Origin of the sequence: Hahella sp. CR1 (assembly GCF_029813005.1) — a bacterium.
In the GTDB taxonomy this organism is placed as follows: Bacteria; Pseudomonadota; Gammaproteobacteria; order Pseudomonadales; family Oleiphilaceae; genus Hahella.
Genome location: NZ_JAPELK010000009.1, coordinates 245530 through 264126, shown reverse-complemented (window position 1 = coordinate 264126; position 18597 = coordinate 245530). Strand labels below are relative to the sequence as shown.

At 49.6% G+C, this 18597-nt stretch carries 19 protein-coding genes; 3 read left to right on the top strand and 16 right to left on the bottom strand.

Annotated elements, in window-relative coordinates; genetic code table 11:
• Window positions 1–12: 12 nt before the first annotated feature.
• The 10 genes from ONV78_RS21775 to murJ form a co-directional block, all read right to left on the bottom strand.
• Complete coding sequence (locus ONV78_RS21775; protein WP_279506334.1) at window positions 13–552, bottom strand: PilX N-terminal domain-containing pilus assembly protein; 540 nt, start codon at window positions 550–552, stop codon at window positions 13–15.
• Window positions 553–561: 9 nt separating this feature from the next.
• Entirely contained in the window at window positions 562–1572 is a 1011-nt protein-coding gene (locus ONV78_RS21770) for a PilW family protein (RefSeq protein WP_279506332.1), read from the bottom strand.
• 10 nt (window positions 1573–1582) lie between these two features.
• A complete protein-coding gene (pilV, locus tag ONV78_RS21765) occupies window positions 1583–2062 on the bottom strand; it encodes a type IV pilus modification protein PilV (protein WP_279506330.1) in 480 nt (159 codons plus the stop codon).
• The gene (locus tag ONV78_RS21760) at window positions 2040–2522 is read right to left on the bottom strand and encodes a GspH/FimT family pseudopilin (protein WP_279506329.1); all 483 of its coding nucleotides are present in this window, start codon (window positions 2520–2522) and stop codon (window positions 2040–2042) included. Before ONV78_RS21760 ends, pilV begins: the two co-directional genes overlap by 23 nt.
• 152 nt (window positions 2523–2674) lie before the next feature.
• A complete protein-coding gene (gene ispH, locus ONV78_RS21755) occupies window positions 2675–3628 on the bottom strand; it encodes a 4-hydroxy-3-methylbut-2-enyl diphosphate reductase (RefSeq protein WP_216739934.1) in 954 nt (317 codons plus the stop codon).
• The gene (fkpB, locus tag ONV78_RS21750) at window positions 3618–4091 is read right to left on the bottom strand and encodes an FKBP-type peptidyl-prolyl cis-trans isomerase (protein WP_279506327.1); all 474 of its coding nucleotides are present in this window, start codon (window positions 4089–4091) and stop codon (window positions 3618–3620) included. The genes ispH and fkpB overlap by 11 nt, the downstream gene beginning before the upstream one ends.
• A 16-nt stretch (window positions 4092–4107) precedes the next feature.
• Entirely contained in the window at window positions 4108–4647 is a 540-nt protein-coding gene (gene lspA, locus ONV78_RS21745; RefSeq protein WP_279506325.1) for a signal peptidase II, read from the bottom strand.
• Window positions 4647–7472, bottom strand: coding sequence for an isoleucine--tRNA ligase (gene ileS / locus ONV78_RS21740; RefSeq protein WP_279506322.1), 2826 nt, complete (start codon window positions 7470–7472; stop codon window positions 4647–4649). The genes lspA and ileS overlap by 1 nt, the downstream gene beginning before the upstream one ends.
• A 182-nt stretch (window positions 7473–7654) precedes the next feature.
• A complete protein-coding gene (gene ribF / locus ONV78_RS21735; protein WP_279506320.1) occupies window positions 7655–8617 on the bottom strand; it encodes a bifunctional riboflavin kinase/FAD synthetase in 963 nt (320 codons plus the stop codon).
• Window positions 8618–8704: 87 nt separating this feature from the next.
• Window positions 8705–10273 (bottom strand): murein biosynthesis integral membrane protein MurJ, encoded by a 1569-nt coding sequence (gene murJ / locus ONV78_RS21730; RefSeq protein ID WP_279506319.1) that lies wholly within the window; start codon window positions 10271–10273, stop codon window positions 8705–8707.
• Between the two features lie 249 nt (window positions 10274–10522).
• Here murJ and rpsT point away from each other — a divergent pair, with 249 nt between their 5' ends.
• A complete protein-coding gene (rpsT, locus tag ONV78_RS21725; protein ID WP_011399647.1) occupies window positions 10523–10792 on the top strand; it encodes a 30S ribosomal protein S20 in 270 nt (89 codons plus the stop codon).
• A 65-nt stretch (window positions 10793–10857) separates the two neighbouring features.
• On the opposite strand, the gene proB is transcribed toward rpsT, so the two are convergent.
• The 4 genes from proB to rplU form a co-directional block, all read right to left on the bottom strand.
• A complete protein-coding gene (proB, locus tag ONV78_RS21720) occupies window positions 10858–12018 on the bottom strand; it encodes a glutamate 5-kinase (RefSeq protein WP_279506317.1) in 1161 nt (386 codons plus the stop codon).
• Window positions 12019–12043: 25 nt separating this feature from the next.
• On the bottom strand, window positions 12044–13234 hold the full coding sequence (gene cgtA / locus ONV78_RS21715) for an Obg family GTPase CgtA (protein ID WP_279506316.1): 1191 nt from the start codon (window positions 13232–13234) through the stop codon (window positions 12044–12046).
• A gap of 141 nt (window positions 13235–13375) precedes the next feature.
• Window positions 13376–13636, bottom strand: a complete 261-nt coding sequence (gene rpmA / locus ONV78_RS21710; protein ID WP_279506315.1) for a 50S ribosomal protein L27 — start codon at window positions 13634–13636, stop codon at window positions 13376–13378.
• 29 nt (window positions 13637–13665) lie between these two features.
• Window positions 13666–13977, bottom strand: a complete 312-nt coding sequence (gene rplU / locus ONV78_RS21705; protein ID WP_127973434.1) for a 50S ribosomal protein L21 — start codon at window positions 13975–13977, stop codon at window positions 13666–13668.
• Window positions 13978–14478: 501 nt separating this feature from the next.
• Here rplU and ONV78_RS21700 point away from each other — a divergent pair.
• The gene (locus ONV78_RS21700) at window positions 14479–15447 is read left to right on the top strand and encodes a polyprenyl synthetase family protein (protein ID WP_279506313.1); all 969 of its coding nucleotides are present in this window, start codon (window positions 14479–14481) and stop codon (window positions 15445–15447) included.
• A 100-nt stretch (window positions 15448–15547) separates the two neighbouring features.
• Window positions 15548–17125, top strand: coding sequence for a wax ester/triacylglycerol synthase family O-acyltransferase (locus tag ONV78_RS21695; RefSeq protein ID WP_279506311.1), 1578 nt, complete (start codon window positions 15548–15550; stop codon window positions 17123–17125).
• A gap of 16 nt (window positions 17126–17141) precedes the next feature.
• Here ONV78_RS21695 and amrA read toward each other — a convergent pair whose 3' ends face one another.
• A complete protein-coding gene (gene amrA / locus ONV78_RS21690) occupies window positions 17142–17705 on the bottom strand; it encodes an AmmeMemoRadiSam system protein A (RefSeq protein ID WP_279506309.1) in 564 nt (187 codons plus the stop codon).
• Window positions 17692–18471 carry an AmmeMemoRadiSam system protein B gene (amrB, locus tag ONV78_RS21685; protein WP_279506307.1) on the bottom strand — a complete coding sequence of 260 codons (780 nt, stop codon included), beginning with the start codon at window positions 18469–18471 and terminating at the stop codon, window positions 17692–17694. The genes amrA and amrB overlap by 14 nt, the downstream gene beginning before the upstream one ends.
• Window positions 18472–18597 lie beyond the last annotated feature (126 nt).

Sequence of the window (18597 nt, the reverse complement as noted above, 5' to 3'; positions counted from 1 at the left end):
CCTCATTGCCTGTTATATGCGCTTACCAAAAAGAGCCGTTAGAATTCTCTCAGAATTCCCACTTTTTCCCAAAGAGCGGGAAACAACTTTAAATGCATCAACCTCCCCCTCTCCAGTGGTTTGTCCATAGTTATACAAATTCATCGATCCATTATCATCATCTTCCGTTTTAATACGCCCCATATACTCAATGTAATATTGCGCCACCTTACCTTCTATTGATGTAGCAGCAGTCTTCAGTTTGGTAGAGTCGGACCAAACACTTTCAGACCATGCATCTACCGGCCCAGTACCCAAGCTATACAACCCACCAGTACCAGTTTCGTTGTAATCAGAAAGATTATTTACATCATTTTGAATGAATACTTGCGCATCAAGTACGCCTGCTTCAGCAATCTGAAGCGCAATATGCCCATCTCTGACTGCAGCCGTCATCTTTTCCTGCATTACAACAGAGCGCCCTCCTTGCAATGCGATGACCGTCAACACTATCAATATAATAAGACTAACGATCAAAGCAGCACCTGATTGCCTTCTATAAACACTCATCATAACTGCCTCCTACAAAGTCCTATTTCTTACATTAGCGGTTGCCGAGAACACTTTAGTCACCTTATCCCCGTCAATGCCTTCATCATTTTCAACGGTTAGAACAAATCGGACCGATATAACTTTATCCATTGTCGCGTCACCGGCTGCATCAGTATACGTATCAACGACTTTATCCATAAAATGTTCAACATGTGACAAGTAATTTGAGTCAACGCCATACTTAAACTGAAGATCTGTTACATTCCTGACAATTTCACTCGCCCTTCCATCTACAGATCGATATAGAGAATTTGAGCCTGCACTGTTCTTACCCACAAAATATGACTTTGTTACCGGCACTAGAATTTGCGCAGTAGAGTCATATGTATGAGACATATCTTTAATTGAATTATCAATTGCATTAGGTGCATCTGAATTTGATATAGATCCGGTATTATGCACCAAGCTACCACTATCTTTTGTATTTGTAGCCGTATTGGAAAAAAGGTCTCCACCATTACAGTCAGTTATAAGAACAATTTGCCCAATATCTATTTTATTTCCTTTATTAAGATGAATTGTTGCTGCGTTTGGAGTCATGTAGGGAGGAACAATTCGTGTACTTGATAGCGAGTGCGCCCCTTTTAAGGTTAACGTATCGGTACCAGCTACAACCTCGATTGAGTTAATTGTAGTGCCGGCAGCGACATTATCTTTTCCTGATACCCCATGAGATTCAAAGGGATTATTTGGAGCGAAATTTGCGTAATCTTTATCTGACTTATCGAGATGGTCTCTAATTTTTGTTAAATCACGCATACACCCCCAGCTATCCGCCATTCGGATATCTCTCGCCATCATTTCAGTAGCGATACGGCCGCTTTCCTGGACTCGTGCAAACGCAGTCTGCAACTTTGAACTTGCCAGGTTTCCATCGAAGATTTGAAGAACACCCAGCATTATCATTAGCCCCAACGCTAACGCAATCATGAGTTCAACGAGAGATAAGCCTTTTTGTTGAGTTTGAAAACTATAACTCATCTGTCGCCCCCTATATCGATACATCTAAAGTCAGTGACTGTTTTTCTACACTACCGCCACTGCCTCCTTTAACTTGCTCGTTCCACTCTATTTTTATTTCGTACTTATCACCATTTTTGGAGACACTACCATTACCTTCAGGCAGGTTATCAATCAGCTCATTCCATTCATATGCGTCCAGCTTGGCAATATCTGATGCACTGCAAGACGATGAGCACGATGGTTTTGTCCCAGGTCCAGTAATTGACTGATAAGTGGTCAGCCCCGTCTTATTCGATCGCATACGTTCCGCCATATCATATGCATAAAAAGTAGCGAGCGTTCTGAACTGGCTATTGTTTACATTCTTAAGGCTTAACATTTGCATTGACGCCAGTCCTAATAAACCAATCGCGGTTATTAATAGAGTCACAAGGATTTCTATCATAGAAAAGCCTTTTTGCTTGTTCGCTTCTTTAACCATATTGTTACGCACAGTTAAGCTTCTCATTTACTATTACTCCTGACGGCAATATAGTGATGCGGCGCCCCTCTTCTCCCGTCCTGTCATCGCAAATGTCGATGGTGACATTTGCACTTTTATCGACTTCGCCAGTACCCGAAAAAACAAAGCTTGTTGCGCTTCCTGACACTGTTACAGTATTTTCCCCGGCTATGCTGTCCCACAGCCTGAGCTCTTCTCCTGCATCCCATGTATCGTTGTTACTAATATATACGACTAGTCCTCCGCTCCATGATGCGCCATCCCGCCGACCAAGCCGGACATTATTCCCTCTTTTCACGGCTTCAACTCTGGCAAAGTTAAGCGCAGAGACAATTTCATTAGTGTTTGAGGTTAAACGATGATTTCTTATCATTTCCTGAAAAGAAGGCACCCCAAACGCCAAAACCATTCCGGTGATGATCACCACCAGCATCAATTCAATTAACGTAAAACCTTTCTGCTTCATAGATTCTCATCCTTTTTAAGCACCTTAAAAATAATTTAGATGAATAGCATAGTCATGCGCCGCACGATAAACGGAGCATTTGCGGGATAAACGGTCTCAATGGGAGGGGAAGTGTGAACTGGAGCACAGGACAATGCTGCGCTCCAGTTTGATCATGATTCGTTAACGGCGGGAATTCTTAGCTCTTTAGGCATCGAGAAAACGATGTTTTCTTCGCGCCCAGCGATTTCAGCCGGAGCTTCGCCGCCAAGTTCTCTTAGCCTTTGCACGACTTGTTGCACCAATACTTCCGGCGCGGAGGCGCCCGCAGTGACGCCGACGCTGGCGGCGCCAGCGAACCAATCTGGTTGGATCTCATGGGCGCCATCAATGAGGTATGCAGGGGTTTGCATACGTTCAGCCAATTCCCGCAAGCGGTTGGAGTTTGAGCTGTTTACTGAACCGACCACCAACAACACATCGCATGTGGCCGCCAGCTCTTTGACTGCATCCTGGCGATTTTGCGTCGCGTAGCAAATATCATCTTTACGCGGACCTTTGATTTCAGGGAATTTTTGGCGTAACGCGTCGATTACCCGAGCGGTATCATCCACAGACAGGGTTGTTTGGGTGACATAGGCGAGATTACCGGGATCATTAACAATAAGTTTGCCAGCATCCTCTTCATCCTCTACCAAGTAGATGGCGCCGCCATTAGCGCTGTCGTACTGCCCCATCGTACCTTCCACCTCAGGGTGTCCTGCATGACCAATCAGGATGCATTCCCGACCATCTCTGGAATAACGCATCACTTCCATATGAACCTTGGTGACTAGTGGGCAGGTAGCGTCGAAAACCTTCAGCCCTCTGGCGTCGGCTTCCTGGCGCACTTCCTGAGAAACACCGTGGGCGCTGAAAATGACCAATGCGCCATCAGGAACTTCATCAAGTTCATCTACAAATACGGCGCCTCTTGTTCTGAGCCCTTCCACCACAAAGCGATTGTGCACCACTTCATGGCGAACATATATCGGAGCGCCAAAGACGTCTAAAGCCCGGTTCACGATCTCAATCGCGCGGTCTACTCCTGCACAAAACCCCCGAGGATTCGCCAGCTTAATTTTCATGACTACCCTCCTGTTCGCCACTCTGCGCTTCTTTCACCGCCAGAACCTCTACGTCAAAGTCCAGCGTATGCCCTGCGAGCGGATGATTGAAGTCAACGGTCACCATACCGCTTTCGATCTGCTTAATCACGCCGGGTAATTCCGCTTTGGCGGCGTCAGCGAATGACATCACCATCCCCACTTCCAAACTTTCCTTATCGGGAAAGCTGTCTAACGGAAATTCCTGAACATTATTAGGATTAGGCATGCCAAATCCTTTCTCAGGCAAAACAGAAAAGCTCTTGCGCTCTCCAGCTCGCATTCCTCTTAGCAACTCTTCAAAGCCTGCGGGAAGCGCGCCGTCGCCGTACTCAAATTCGCCCGGCTTACCAGAAAAAGTTGAATCAACAATTTCTCCACTCTCTAAACGCAGCTCAAAATGCAGAGTGATAAGCGTTCCGGCGCCGACAAACATTTCAGTCATTGCATCATCTCGTTAATTACTTATCTTCCGTCGCACCGGAAGGATTACGGAATACATCAATCGCAATCATAAAAGCGCCAATAGTTATCGCGGTATCGGCAAGATTAAACGCGGGAAAGTTATATCCGCCATAGAAAAAGTGCAGAAAGTCAACGACATAGCCGAGCACAGCCCGGTCATATAGGTTGCCTAGCGCCCCCCCGAGAACCAAACTGAGCGCGCAGGCCATCCAGCGCTCCTCACGGCTCAGCCGCACCAGCCATAACGCTAACACAGCACTCACAACAGCCGCGAGAATGATAAAGAACCAGCGCTGCCAGCCTGACGCGTCAGCCAGAAAGCTGAACGCTGCGCCGGTATTATGCAGCAGCGTAAAGCTGAAGAAAGGTGCGACAGGCACAGACTCACCCAGAACCATATTGGCGCTCACATACCACTTGGTTCCCAGATCAAGGACAATAACCGCCAAAGTCAGCCACAACCAACGCAGCATTGCCGGATTCACTTTTTGCATCTCGCCTCCGCCTTGACTGACTTCACTGGCCCGCACATCCATTAGGCATATTTCCTTTCTTCTCCTGAGCCATCGATATTTTCGATACAGCGTCCACACAGATCTTCGTGAGATGCGTGCGCGCCAACATCTTCGCGATGATGCCAGCAGCGGCCACATTTCTTGTGTTCGGAACTCTTGATGCCCACACGCAAACCTTCTGTTTCCGTAGCGACAGAATTGGCTTCAGACGCATCTTCCACACCGAAAACAGATGCTCCGGAAGTAATGAATACAAAGCGCAGCTCTTCACCCAGAGCGCTCAGGTCACGCTGCATTTCAGGAGTAGCAAACAGGGACACTTCCGTTGTCAGTGAACCTTTCACTTTGCCTGCATTCCGCGCTTCTTCAAGCGCTTTGTTGACAGATGTTCTGACCCTCAGCAGACGGCTCCAATACTCGCGCCCCATTTCAGAGCCTTCGGCCAGAGGCTGTAAACCTTCATAGAAAGTTTCAAGGAAGATACTTTCTGAGCGCTTCCCAGGAATATATGACCAAATTTCTTCTGCAGTGAAACTCAGGACAGGCGCAATCCAACGCACTAACGCCTCAATGACATGATATTGCGCGGTTTGCGCTGATCGACAGCCACGGCTGTCCAGCTTCATGGTGTATTGACGGTCCTTGATGACGTCAAGATAGAAGCTGCCGAGCTCCACAGAACAGAAGTTATGCACTTTCTGATATACCTGAACGAAGTTGTACTGCTCGTAAGCCTTCTTCAGTTCCTCCTGCAGCAACCAGGCGCGGTCGACAATCCAGCGATCTAACGCCAACAGATCATCCATCGCCACCATGTCTTTGACCGGATCAAAATCGTTGATATTCGCCAGCAGGAAGCGAGAAGTATTACGAATTCGCCGATAAGAGTCCGCCGTACGCTCCAAGATATTCTTCGACAACACCATCTCAGCGCTGTAATCCGTCGCCGCAACCCACAGCCGTAGAATATCTGCGCCAAGCTTGTTCATGACTTCCTGGGGCTCAATGCCGTTCCCCAAGGACTTGGACATCTTGTGACCTTTTTCATCCACAGTGAAGCCATGGGTGAGCACCTGCCGATACGGAGCTTTGCCTTTAATCGCCACAGCAGTCTTCAAAGAAGATTGGAACCAGCCTCTATGCTGGTCAGATCCTTCCAGGTACAGGTCCGCAGGGAACTGCCCCAACTCTTCCCGCTGCTCCAGCACAGAACTATGTGTGACGCCAGAGTCAAACCAAACATCCAAGGTATCCGTGACTTTCTCATAGCTTTGCGCATCTGCGCCCAGCAATTCTTCCGTATTGATATCCCACCAAGCGTCAATGCCTGTTTTTTCAACCTGTTTGGCGACTTCTTCCACCAAGCGAGCAGTATCCGGGTGCAGTTCCTGGGTTTCTTTGTGAACAAAGAAAGTGATGGGGACACCCCATGTACGTTGGCGAGAGATACACCAGTCCGGGCTCTGCTCAATCATCGCCTCAATGCGGTTTTGTCCCCAGGATGGAACCCAACGCACCTGCTTGATTTCCGCCAAAGCCTGATCACGCAACCCTTGTTTATCCATACTGATAAACCACTGTGGCGTGGCGCGGTAGATCAACGGCGTCTTGGTTCTCCAGCAATGCGCATAGCTATGAGTAATTTTTCCGTGGCTTAACAGGCACCCACGTTCTTTCAATACTTCAATTACATGGTCATCGACCTTGTAGACATGCTCCCCTGCGAATAGCTCAACGTTATCCCGGTACACGCCACGGTCGTCCAGCGGATTGATAGTTTCAATGCCGTATTTGTTACAGACAGCAAAGTCTTCCATACCGTGATCAGGAGCAGTATGGACAACGCCAGTACCTGCATCCAAAGTGACATGATCTCCCAACAACGCAGGAATGCTGCGGCTATAGAAGGGATGATGGAAAGTTTTACCTTCAAGGTCCTGACCAGTGCAACGCCCTACGACCTGATAATTTTCAACACCGCAGCGAGACATCACAGACTCAAGCATTTTTTCCGCTACGATCCAACGTTGCAGACGTCCATCCACGCTGCATTGCGTCAGCGCGTATTCAATCTCCGCCCCTAATGATACCGCCAAAGAAGCAGGCAAAGTCCAAGGGGTAGTCGTCCAGATAACAATGGAAACATCCCCTTCGCCAGATGCGTCAGCAAACGCACTCAGTACGTCTTGCTCATTTTCGGCGGGATAGCTGACATCGATGGAGTTAGACGTCTTGTCTTTGTATTCAACCTCTGCTTCCGCTAAGGCGGAGCCGCCAACAACACTCCAGTAGACCGGCTTATATCCTTTCTGAAGGTGCCCGCTCGTCGCGATCTTGCCCAACGCTCGGATAATGTCCGCTTCGGTTTTGAAATCTAGAGTCAGATAGGGCTTGAACCAGTCGCCGAAGACGCCCAGGCGAATAAAATCTTCGCGCTGCTTGGCCACCTGTTCCAGAGCATACTCACGACATTTCTGCCTGAATTCTTTATAGCCGACCTTGTCGCCAGCGCGGCCAATCATAGTTTCGACTTTGTGCTCAATAGGCAGGCCGTGGCAGTCCCAGCCAGGTACATAGGGCGCATCGTAACCCGCCACGCTCTTTGACTTGACGATGATGTCCTTCAGGATTTTGTTAACCGCATGCCCCAAGTGAATATTGCCGTTGGCGTAAGGAGGGCCATCGTGCAGTATGAACTTTTCACGCCCCTTAAACTCCGTTCTAATCTTCTCGTAGAGCTCAATATCTCCCCAGCGCTTCAGCATATCCGGCTCGCGTTGAGGGAGATTGCCACGCATGGGGAAATCGGTCTGAGGAAGATTAAGGGTGTGCTTATAGTCGCTCATAATTTACCTAATATGCCAAAGTCAGGATTTTGCGCCTGCCATCCACTTACATTTTACTGTTTTCACTTGAAAGTCATCTTACGGCGATCAATTCAATTGCTGCGACCGCCCTACAGCAGGCCTCATCATACTTAATGAATGTATAATTACGGCTGTTCGTCACACATCATGCAGACTTCTCTTCAGCCTGCGCTACTGATGTTTTGCAGTGGCAGAGATTGCAGTCGCTTCTTAGCGCCTTCAATATCTCTTTGTATCTGTTCCTGTAACTGCTCCAATCCGCTGAACTTGCGTTCATCCCGCAGTTTTTCAAGAAATTGCACATTTATCCGCTGGCCGTATATATCCTCGGCATGCTCAAAAAGATGCACCTCTAAAGCCGGCGTCATTCCCAAACCATCAATGGTAGGACGAACGCCAATATTAGCCACACCGAAACGCACGCGACCTGTAGCCAACGTCGTTTTAACCAGATAGACGCCAGACAGTACGGGCCTTTTGCGGCCTAAAGATACATTCGCCGTTGGCGCATTGAGCTGTCGTCCCAGCTTACGCCCGTGCACCACGCACCCGGTAATACTATAGGGCCTTCCAAGCAGGTCTTCCGCTTGAGCAAATTCGCCTTGCGCCAGTGTGGCGCGAATTCGCGTACTACTGACACGCTCACCCTCTACTTCTACAGTGGGCGTATTTTCAACACTAAAGCCAGATACCGCGCCAGACTTTTCCAGCAGGCGGAAGTCTCCAGAGCGATCGCAGCCAAAGCGAAAATCATCGCCAACAACAAGGTGCTTAACATGAAGCCCAGTTACCAGAACGTCATCAATGAACTGATGAGCAGTCAGGCCTCGCAGCCGGCGATTAAACTGAAGACACAGTAAGTAATCCACATTTAAGGCGGCGATAGCATCTAATTTCTCACGGAACCGCATCAAGCGAGCGGGGGCGTCCAACTTCTCAAAAAACTCTCGTGGTTGCGGCTCAAACACCATGACCACGGCGGGAACGCCCATGCTTTCAGCCCTGGACTGCAACTGACTGATTATGACTTGGTGACCAATGTGCACGCCATCGAAGTTCCCAATAGTCGCCACACAGCCAGAGGCGAATGGTTTTAAGTTGTGCAGTCCCCGAATAAGTTTCATGCGTCTACAGCGGCCATGCAAAAGCGCGATTATAAAGCATGTGGCGTCGGCTGCCCAATCTATGAGGTGTCATTTGACGCAAGGCCTTTATCCACGCATGAAAAATTGACGGGGCCGAACGCCAAACACATAAAGAGAGGCGAAATAACTCAACCCTCCCGCGCAACAAATTCCCAACAACCAAAACGCACGCGTCGCAGTATTCGCCGAAAACCAGAAACCTTCAGCAGGCAATAACGCCATGAGAACAAGCGCCATCACGACATTGGCGCCAATAAGACGCGACAAGAACAGCCTCCAACCAGATTGGTGCTGGAGCACGCCCGCTTTCACCAGTCCGCGCCATAGCAGCCCTGCATTTAGCGCTGCTGACAAAGAAGTCGCCAGAGCCAAGCCTGCGTGCGCCATGGGGTAAATCAATGCGAGATTGAAAACCATATTGGCGATCATCGCTGCAATCCCTATCTTTACTGGCGTCCTGGTGTCTTGGCGCGAGAAATAGCCTGGCGCCAGAACTTTCACCAACATAAAGAAAGTTAAGCCGAGAGAGTACGCCTGCAAGCTTTGAGCGGACATTTGCACATCGAAGTCAGTCAGCGCCCCGTGCTGGAACAACGTAGCAATCATAGGCTGCGCCAGCGTCATTAGAGCCACCGCAGCCGGCAGGCCAATCAGAAGGACTGCGCGAATAGCCCAATCGAGGGTGGCGGAAAAATCTTTGGCGTTATCTGCTGCATGTTTTCGCGACAGGCTAGGCAAAATCACGGTCGCGATCGCAATTCCAAAAACACCTAAAGGCAGTTCAGATAAGCGATCAGAGTAATACAGCCAGGAAACACTGCCCGTCACCAGAAAAGACGCCAGTATGGTGTCCAGGAGAAGGTTTATTTGGCTTACCGACACCCCAAACATCGCCGGCGTCATTAGGCGCAGAATTCTGCGGACACCCTCGTGCTTTCTATCTATCTTAGGTTTGGGAAGCAACTGCAAGCGAGAGAGGAAAGGAAGTTGGAACAGCAATTGCGCCATACCAGCAATTAATACACCCCAAGCCAAAGCCATTACTGGCTCGTCCATATATGGCGTGATCAGAAACGCCGCACCAATCAATGATAGATTCAGCAGCACAGGGGTAAACGCCGGAACAGCAAAATAGTCATAGCTATTTAATATCGCTCCCGCAAACGCCGTCATTGAAATAAGCAGCAGATAGGGAAATGTCAGACGCAGCATTTCCACTGTAAGCGCAAACTTATCACCATTATCCAGGAAGCCAGGAGCGAACAACGCCGCCAACAACGGAGCCACCAATACAGCTAAAACAGTGATGATTAGCAAAACCACACCCAGCGTACCGGAGACATTGTCCACAAGAGTTTTCACCGCAACTGGCGATTGCTTCGAGCGATATTCAGACAGCACAGGAACAAAAGCTTGTGAAAAAGCGCCTTCTGCAAACAAGCGACGCATAAAATTTGGAATTTTAAACGCCACAAAAAAAGCATCAGCGCCCGCGCCCGCGCCAAAAAAATTGGCGATTACAATATCCCGAGCCAAACCTAACACCCGGGAAAGCATGGTCATCAACCCAACCAAGCTGCTGGATCTCAACAACGACGGAGTAGGCTTTTCTTTATGCGTGTCTGCTGCGCTCACAAATTAGTCATACCTAGGAAAATTGAAAATAGCGTCGAGAGGCGGTCGCCCTCTATCGATAGGCGGCACATCCTATCATGCGAGAGTTAGCGGAAAAATAGATCACTCGGCCGCCACGCTTGCATTGAATGAAAAACAATCATTTTTTTTGCCATAATCGTTGACAAATGACCACGAAAGCGGCATATTTCCGCGTCATTTATTTCGGCGACACCAACCGACAGCATTCGAATATTGAGGAGTTTCAAGGTGGCGAACAATCCTTCATCCAAGAAGCGCGCCAGACAGCAAGTAAAACGCCGCGCTCATAACATGAGCCTGCGCTCCATGGTACGCACATACATCAAGAAAGTTAGCGCCCAGATCGAGCAAGGCAGCTATGACGGCGCAACCCAGGCATTAACTACTGCAGCGCCGATCATTGACTCCATGGTCAACAAAGGCATTTTCAGCAAGAACAAAGCTGCTCGCACCAAGAGTCGCCTAAACGCCAAAATTAAGGCGCTGAAGGCTAGCTAAGTTCTTCTGAACAATAAAAAAACCGGCCTAGGCCGGTTTTTTTATTGTCTGCGTTTCAGGCAAAACTACAACAAGACCAAATTATCCCGATGTATTAACTCAGGCTCATTGATATAACCCAGAATGGACTCAATTTTCTCAGAAGCAACACCAACAATTCGCACCGCCTCATCTGCATCGTAGTTCACCAACCCTCTGGCAACCTCATTACCCTGCAAATCATAGCAACTCACCATTTCTCCACGCTGAAAGCCGCCATCCACAGACTTAACCCCGACAGGCAGTAAGCTCCGTCCCTGCTGAGTCAGCACTCGAACTGCACCATCATCCAACACCAGGCGCCCCCGGGTTTTGAGATGTCCAGCCAGCCACTGCTTACGCGCAACCCAGCGCTCTTGATCCGGAAGCAGAAGCGTCCCCAGCTCATCCCCATTACGCAAACGGGTAAGCACCGAGTCAATGCGTCCGCCCACAATAACTGTCGCAGCCCCCGAGCGACTCGCCAAACGCGAGGCGCGCAGCTTGGTGAACATTCCGCCCCGACCTAAAGCACCAGAGCTACCAGAAGCCATACCATCCAAAGCTGCGTCATTAGCCTTGGCAACCCCCACCAAGCTAGCATCAGTATTGGAGCGAGGATCCTTATCAAACAAGCCTGACTGATCCGTCAAAATAATCAAGTGGTCAGCCTCGACCAGATTGGCGACCAGAGCAGCTAACGTATCGTTATCTCCGAAGCGAATCTCATCCGTCACCACCGTGTCATTTTCATTGATAATAGGAGCCACCCCCATATCAATTAAGGTACATAACGCCCCCCGAGCATTCAGGTAGCGCTTGCGGTCGGACAAATCTTCATGAGTCAAAAGGATTTGGGCGGTCTGCATATTATGACGCTTAAATTGCGCCTCCCAGGCCTGAACCAGCCCCATTTGACCCACAGCGGCTGCGGCTTGCAGCTCATCCAGTAATTTCGGGCGCTCCTTCCATCCCAAGCGACTCATCCCTTCCGCCACCGCGCCAGAAGAGACAACGACCACTTCTACGCCATCTTTGCGTAAAGCCGCCAACTGATCCACCCACAACCCCATTGCGTCCAAGGCCAACCCGCGCCCATCATTTGTCAGCAATGCGCTGCCGATTTTAATCACCCAGCGACGGGTTTCCCGTAGACGCGCTCGCGCCTGCGATTCGTTCAATTGTCCCAGCTGCAGCCTGACCGACATAACTCACACTTCCCCATAGAACCCGTTAAGGCGCATAGAAAACTTCAACATCTTCGTCATCATCATCGTCATCAGATTCCTTCGCTTTCTTTCTCGCCTGGCGACGCTGCTCATTCAGAAACTGAATACGCTCACGCACTTCTTGATCCATCTGCTCACGATTCAAGCGATCCGCTTCTGCCACCTCTGGATCATCACGCTCTTCCTCAGCTCTTCGCTCAATCCAGGTCATAATATCCTGACACAGACGCTGCAAGCCCTCTCCCGCCAAAGCAGAAATCTCATAACTAGGACCGGACCAATCCAAACGCTTCAAAATATCAGCACAAATTGAATCCTTCTCATCCTCCGCCAACAAATCCGTCTTATTGAGCACCAACCACCTATCGCGAGCGGCCAGCGCCGGACTAAACTTTTCCAATTCCGCCACAATTTTTACTGCCGACTCGACTGGGTCTGATTCATCCAGAGGAGAAACATCCACAACATGCAATAAGAGGCGGGTGCGGACCAAATGCTTGAGAAAGCGTATACCCAGCCCTGCGCCATCTGCCGCCCCTTCAATTAGTCCAGGGATATCGGCCACAACAAAACTACGATGCGCCTGTACGCGCACAACGCCAAGATTAGGGACCAGTGTTGTGAAAGGATAGTCCGCTACCTTAGGCTTGGCGGAGGAGATACCGCGAATCAGCGTTGATTTACCCGCATTAGGCAAACCAAGCAATCCCACGTCCGCCAACACTTTTAGCTCTAGTCGAATATTTCTCGACTCTCCCGGCTGTCCCGGCTTGGTTTGACGCGGCGCCTGGTTAACACTGGATTTATAGCGGGTATTACCCAAGCCATGAAAGCCTCCCTGCGCCACCTTAATTTGCTGTCCAACTTCCACCAAGTCGCCAAGCACCTCATCAATATCCGTATCGATAATAGTGGTCCCCACGGGCACTTTCAGCACTAAGTCGGCGCCGCTAGCCCCGGTACAGTTGCCTCCGCGACCGCTTTCCCCGTTCGCAGCCTTAAACTTACGCGTATAACGATAGTCAATGAGTGTATTAATAGACTCGTCCGCCTCCAGAATGACAGACCCGCCATCACCACCATCGCCGCCATCCGGCCCGCCCTTAGGCACATACTTTTCGCGACGAAAGCTCAAACAGCCATTTCCACCTTTACCTGCTTCCACGTAAATTGTGGCCTCATCAACGAATTTCATGCCTCTTCTCCCAACAATTCCAATTTCGCCAGCGCTTGAAGCCAGCCATTACCAACATCTTTATAACACAAGGTTTGCGCATGTACGGCGCAAACAAAAAAGCTCCGCATATGCGGAGCTTTTTAACGTTACGGGTCAGTCTTATTCCGCAGCGACAATACTGACTGTTCTGCGGTTTAACGGACCACCAACGTGAAACTTAACAAAGCCATCTTGCTTAGCGAACAAGGTGTGGTCACGACCACAACCTACGTTCTCACCAGGATGAAACTCTGTACCACGCTGACGAACCAAAATGTTGCCAGCTTTAACGAATTGACCGCCAAAACGCTTGACGCCTAGTCGTTTGGATTCTGAATCGCGACCGTTACGGCTACTACCCGCCGCCTTCTTGTGAGCCATGTTATTACTCCTCTAGATTAGTTGCCGTATCAGCCGGAAATTCCGGTGATCTTAACTTCAGTAAACCACTGACGGTGCCCCATACGCTTCATATGGTGCTTACGACGTCTGAACTTAATGATGTTGACCTTCTTGTGACGGCCGTGAGCTACAACTTCTGCAGTCACTTTAGCGCCTTCAACAACAGGAGCGCCTACTTTAACGTCGTCTCCGTTAGCAACAAGCAGGACTTTGTCGAACTCAACAACACCGCCGGTTTCAACTTCAATTTTTTCCAGCTTAAGACGCTCGCCTTCTTTTACGCGATGTTGCTTACCGCCACTCACGATAACTGCGTACATGAGATAAATCTCCAATCACACGGGTTAAATATGAACTACGCCGCCTGTCTTCTTGATCGTTCATCAGGCTTGCAGGAAGTCCATGCATCACCATTACTTAATACCGGCTTCGCCAGAAATCTGAACGAATAAGCCGCCGCAGCGCCTGTTGCCAGGGGAAACACTTTGGTGACCCTATGACAGGGAATGGTTTTTGCGGGCGCGAGATTATACAAAATGCAGAAAGATTGAGCAACCAAGTTTATAGAGAGGCGTACTTTAATTCGAGGCTAGGAAGCGAATCCTGTTTCAGTCGGGCCAACCGCCCCATAATTACCCGCAAAACCTTGACATAACACGGACTTCCCCCCTAGCATTCCTGTCCCGTAGGGTGCCAAACCCAGTGTCGACACTCACGCTCCCATCGGTAATCACTTAATCGGCCGCATTTTATGCGAACCGGCCGGCGATTGCGCCGGACATCCGATAGCGGGCGCATAGCCTCCCGGTGAACATTCAAGCATGCAGGCAGAAACTATTTACGCAGCCGTTAACGAAGACTTTCTGTCCGTAGACGGACTCATCAAAAATCAGCTTTTCTCCAACGTTCCGCTTGTGGAAAAGATTGGTCAGTACATCATCGATTCTGGTGGAAAACGTCTGCGCCCTCTTCTGGTCCTACTGGTCAGCAATGCGCTAAACGCCAACGAAAAGCATTACCTTAAGTTAGCCGCTATCATTGAGTTCCTACACACAGCCACACTATTACATGATGATGTTGTGGATACTTCAGACCTGCGTCGTGGGCGAGACACAGCCAATGCAAAGTGGGGCAACGCCCCCAGCGTTCTAGTCGGAGACTTTCTCTACTCTCGAGCATTTCAGATGATGGTAGAGCTGCGAGACATGGATGTGATGGCGGTACTGGCAAACGCCACGAATGTGATTGCCGAGGGGGAAGTGTTACAGCTTACCAACTGTAAAAATCCCGATATCACTGAAGCACAATATATGGAAGTGATAACCGCCAAAACAGCCATGCTGTTTGAAGCCGCTTCGCATAGCGCAGCAATACTTTGTCAAGCCAATGTGGAAACAACCTCCGATATGAAGGAGTTTGGCCTGGAGCTGGGCATTGCATTCCAGCTAATTGACGATGTTCTGGACTATCAGGGCAACGCAGCGGAAATGGGCAAAAATGTGGGCGATGACTTAGCTGAGGGCAAACCCACACTACCGCTGCTTTACGCACAGCAACAAGGCGACGATGCACAAAGAAAACTGATACGCAAAGCAATCAGAGAGGGCGGCTTAGAGCAACTTGATGCCGTGATGATCGCCGTCAGGGAATCAGGAGCTCTGGACTATACCGTCAAGCTTGCGAAAGAGTATGCCAACCGAGCCGCAGCAAGGCTTGAACGACTAGCTCCTTCGGTATATCGAGACGCATTATTTGCTTTGACTGAAATTGCAGTAAACCGCACCAAATAAGCTCAAACGAGAGCACTAGGACAAGCGAAACAACCCGCTATCGCTGACTGCGCCGTACTGATAAAGTGAGCGGTACGCCATTACAGGACATTAAGCGGATATGCAGCAGCTAAGCGAACTGGATGCGTCCTTCCTCTACCTGGAAACAGAAAACGCCCCCATGCATATCGGCGGCGTATATGTCCTCGACTGCTCAGAACAAAATAGTGGGCTGAGCTTTGAGGCGTTTTACCAACACATCGAATCCCGCTTGCCTACCGCCAGACAATTCAGACAACGCCTTGTGGAGGTGCCGCTCAAACTGGACCACCCCTACTGGGTAGACGATCCGGACTTTGATCTACGCAATCACCTTCGACACGTCCATCTCCCTGCACCCGGCGGAGAGGAGCAATTACTCCAACTCACTTCGGCAATACTTGCAGAACCTTTAAGTCGCGAACGACCGCTTTGGGAAATAACTCTAGCTGGCGGACACCGGTCAAATGGCGCAAAAAAATGCAACTCTTGCGCCTTAATCGTCAAAATCCATCATTCAATCATCAATGGCGCGACAGGCGAAGAACTGATGAGCGCCCTGCTCGACTTTTCTCCCGAGCCAGCCAAAAGGGCGTCACAACAAGCCTGGAGCCCGAGCCCTTTACCATCCAAGACGCGCTTGATCAGTAATGTCTACGGCTCCGCTCTGAATACTCCATTCAGGCTCGCCAATATGGCTAAAGATGCAGCCGCATCAGCTTTCTATACATTATTGGTCCAGCGTTTACATAGACTGGCGCTTCCACCTGCCCTTTTCAGCGCGCCACCAACATCGTTCAATCGCGCTATTGGAAAAGAACGCAGCCTTGCCTACTTCGCATGCGACCTCGAGAGGCTTAAGCAGTTAAAAAAACAGCATGAAGACATTACACTTAACGATGTAGTAATGACGCTATGCTCTGAAGTCTTAATACGCTACCTACAAGCCCTGAACGAGGACGTCGAACGCCCGCTAATTGCTGTGTCGCCCATCTCGGTTCGTTCCAAGCGTATTGATAGCCCCACAGGCAGCCAGCTCTCAGCCATGTTGATTTCGCTCGCAACGAATGAGCCCAACTTGGCCATACGCCTCAAGTCTATCCATGACAACGCAACTTCATCACAAATATATGGCCAGGCGATCTCCGCTGCCCGGTTAACCCAGCTCATACCCTCGTCCATGCTGGGCCTCTCTGCTCGCATCTACACCGAGTTTCAACTCGCTCAGAGACACAAGCCACTATTCAATATACCAATTACCAATATTCCAGGCCCACAAACCCCTCTTTACTTTAACGGGGCTAAAGTGACCAAACAGCTTGGCAGCGCACCTTTGTTCGATGGACTCGGCCTTTCTATCGTCGTGGTAAGCTACAACGGCGAGGTAACATTTACGCTAACCAGCAACCCGAAGGTCATTACAAATCCAGCAGATTTAACCAAGCATTTTGAGAACGCAATTACTCAACTGGAAAAAGATTTAGCGCATACAGATTTCGACTCTCTGAAGGCTACGCCAGAATTAACAGAGCAACGCCCTCCGAATATCCTCGCAGCCTTGTTGGGGGATATCACGGCTCTTTTTAGCAACTTATTTTCCGAAGCAAAGAAAACGGATGAAATCGGAGAGAAGGAAAAGGACGTCAACTCGGAGCACTAGATGCAGCCATACCGAGCTATATGTACGTAGTCTGGTATATTTCAGCCTTCATATCCTTATCCCAGAACTCTCTATCCAGACCCGCCTTACGCTTCAACTGACCAATAAAGTCTTCTGGATTAGGGAGTTGCTCCCAAACAGATGGCAAAAATGTAGCCCGGCGCCCGCGCCATGAAAGTATCAAACCATCCTCCCCCACCTTCAGTTTGCCCGCCAGATCTTGCTCAGAAGTAACTGGCAATAACTGTGGCTGAGTAAGCACAGAGATATGCAATGCGCATAGTGGCCATTCATCCGGCTTCAAAGCAGTAAATCGGGGGTCCTCAAATGCTGCGCTGAAAGCATTATGCGACACATCCTGGACTAAAGGGCGGACAGCCTCCAACACACCTATGCATCCGCGTAATTCACCTTGTTTCAAGACAGTAACAAAAGTAGCCGCCGGCTGACACAACGTATCTGAATACCCAGACAAATCAAAAATTCGTCTTTCACCAGAAATAAGTCCCTGCTCGATAGAGAGGGAAGCCACTTCGTATAGCCGCTTCTTCTCTTCGTCCGAGAGATTAATACAGTGCATAGGAAGCATAACCTACAACTCGACGCCTATCGCCAGCGGTATCACCAGAGTTAGCCTGGGCCAGACAAGAAATATGCATTCCTTTACGACTAGCCAACAGCAGAAGCCCGTTTACACCTTTGCAGCCGCAGGCCTGATCTCCCGTGAGACTATGGTGGAGAGCCAGAACTTCACGAGTTGTCGCGGTATCAATGTCTATAGCCGTCACATAATCATGATAGTGACTCAGATCCGTACTAATGACGAGCAGCGTCTCCTCTCCTCCCCACAAAAGCTCTAGAACTTCTGCGACCGATTCTGCGTCAGCATCGCCTATCACAAGGGGTGTGAGTGCAAAGCTATCAAGGCATCGTTGCAGGAACGGCAGGTGCACTTCCAAGCTATGCTCCTGGACATGCGCCGAATCCAAAGTAATAACCTGAGGGAGCAAGGCAAGCTTCGCCAGATTATCGAGATCGACCACAATGCTGCCAAGGGGTGTAGAAAATACATCAGAGGAAGGGACTGCGATTCCTCGAAAGCCAACGCGGTGGCTTGGTCCCAACAATACAACCTTACTGATCCTTTTAGCTGAATTGCGCAGAGCGCTATAAGCCGCTCCCGCTATTGGACCAGAGTAAATATAGCCTGCATGAGGAGCAATAATCGCCTTGGGGGTATAATCAAAGGAGGTCGACGCCGCGATATAGCGACTCACTGATTCAGAGAGATCTTTCGCGTTGGCGGGGTAGAATAATCCACTGACTGCAGGCTTTCGAACAGACATTTATATCTCCCTTTTGACGCCTCACAACCAATATTGACTTCAAGATTGTGGACAATTAGAGAGGATTACTGAATGTCTATTCTGGACCCACCAGGAAAGTTTGTCACCCCCGAAGTCTCACAGAGC